This window comes from Actinomycetes bacterium, from assembly GCA_024222295.1.
GTDB lineage: Bacteria > Actinomycetota > Acidimicrobiia > Acidimicrobiales > Microtrichaceae > JAAEPF01.
Genome location: JAAEPF010000115.1, coordinates 1 through 2,103 on the forward strand (window position 1 = coordinate 1; position 2,103 = coordinate 2,103).

The 2,103-nt window shown below is 67.4% G+C and carries 1 protein-coding gene; it reads right to left on the reverse strand.

All coding sequences use genetic code 11. The features are described 5' to 3' along the window. Positions 1 to 71: 71 nt before the first annotated feature. Positions 72 to 1,895 carry an Hsp70 family protein gene (locus GY812_17785; protein MCP4437333.1) on the reverse strand — a complete coding sequence of 608 codons (1,824 nt, stop codon included), beginning with the start codon at positions 1,893 to 1,895 and terminating at the stop codon, positions 72 to 74. Between the last annotated feature and the right edge of the window lie 208 nt (positions 1,896 to 2,103).

The window sequence follows — 2,103 nt, forward strand, 5'->3', positions numbered from 1 at the left end:
AACTTTGGCTGGGTGCCTGCTCATAGTCGCATCTTACGGTGGAAGAACGCTAGAAAGGCTGGCCTAACAGGTCACGCACCGGCATCGGGGACGAGGAGCGTCGGCGGAGTGGTTGTGGTCGTCGGTGGCTTAGCCGTGGTCGTCGTCGGTGACTGCGTCGTGGTCGGCCGTGTTGTCGTGGCGGTCCGAGATGTCGTCGTGGTGGGCGTGGTTGTTCTGGTGGTTGTCGTTGTCGCAGCGGTTGTGGTCGTCGTCGTGGTGGTCGGCTCTGTCGTCGTGGTGGTCGGCTCTGTCGTCGTGGTTGTCGTCGTACTCGGTGTGGTTGTGGTGGAGTCCGGTGGCGGAGCCGGTGGCTGGCTCACCGTTGTGGTCGCCAGACCGTCGGGTCCGACGGTGACCGTGGTGACCGGCGGGGGTAACTCGGGCGGTGAAGTCGCGGTTTCAGTGACCGGGGTCGAGTCGCCGACTGAACTGGTCAAGGTCACGGCGAGCCCGCCTATCGCCAGGAGCGCCGCCACGGCCGCCCCTCCGAACAACACAGGCGGGCGTTTGTACCAGGGCAGCGGCGCCGGCTCGCCGCCGAGTTCGCCTTGATACCAGTCTTCCTGCGGGGGGAACCCCGCCGGCGGCCGGGCGGCGGTCGCTCCCCGGTCGGCGTAGTCAGCCGACGAGGTGTAGTCGTCGCCGGTGTAGGGCAGTGGATCCTCGGCTGAGCCGTCGTCCTCCGACCAGGCGAGGGCGCGGAAGGTCGCCGACGCGGCGCCATCGACGGCAGATTCACTGGCGGCCACCCCGGCAACACCTGCTGCCCAAGCCGCCGAGGACATGGCGGTCGGCGCCTCAGTGGTGGGAGCAATGCCGGTCGGTGCTTCTGTGTGCAAGCTCTGGTTTGCGACCAACGCCGCGCCGGCGGCCACATTCAACTGAGGCTGGGGAGTGGTCACTACGGGTACGCGGAGTCGTTCAGACAGCTGCCGGGTTACCAACGGGATTGCAGCGCCGCCTCCGACGGTGGCTACCGCCGAAACATCGGCCACCGGTATCCCGTTTTGCCGCAGCACGTCTTCTATCGCGCTCAACAGCCCTGCGAATGGTTCAGAGATCAGCGGCTCGAACTCGGGACGGGTCATTGGGATGTCGGAGCGGAACCCCGGGAGCTCTACGGGCACCACTGTGGCGGTTTCGGCCGACAGGCGTTCTTTGGCCTTTCGGCACTCGTCCAACAGCCGGGTCAGCGATTCGGCGGCAGTGGTGCGCGCGGCGTCGTCCTGGTTCACCTCGGCGATCCCCACGACCACGTGGTCGAGCAGCGCCCGATCCAGCGCATCACCCGAGAAGTCCGGATAGCGGACTGTTCGACCGATCGCGTTGAGGTTTGCGCCTGCATCGGCCAGCGTGATGCTGGAGCCGCCGCCACCAAGGTCGACCAGCACGATCACACCGCGGTCGGGCAGTCCTGGAGCAACCTGTAGCGCTGCCAGCGCAGCAGCCGAGTCGGGAATCATTGCGGCAGGCACGCCATTGGGTGCCAGACTCGTGAGGGAGCGCAGCGAACCGCGAAGCGCGCCCACCGCCCCTGGCCCCCAGTACGCCGGCACGGCTATGGCGATGGGTGAACCCCCGTCGACCAAGCGCGCCATCTCTTCGAGAGCGGCCGCCAGCACCTGTTCACCGCGGTGCACTGAGCCGTCGCCCGCCGCCAGCGGAACCGGATCGCCGACGCGCTCGACGAAGCCGCGCAGGGCGACACCTGACTGGTTCTCCGCGGGCTCGCCAACCTGTGGCGACCTGTCGGCGAAGACGGTGAGGATCGGTCGTCGTAGCACCGGGGGACGGCCGACGCGGGCCGCGACCAGGTTCGTCGTCCCGATCGACAACCCCAAGGGTTCAGTCATGAGTGGCGCCTCTCCTGTCTGGGCCGTCACCACCCTAGCGACTGCAACTCAGGGTTCCGGCGGAGCCGGTGGCGGCTCGGTCACCGTTTCGGTTTCAGTTTGTGTGACGGTGCTGGTGCTTGTGCCGGCGGCTGTGGTCGGTGTCGTTGTGGTCGGCGTGGTGGTGATCGTTGGAGTCGTGGTGGTTGTCGAAGGCTCTGTGGTGGCG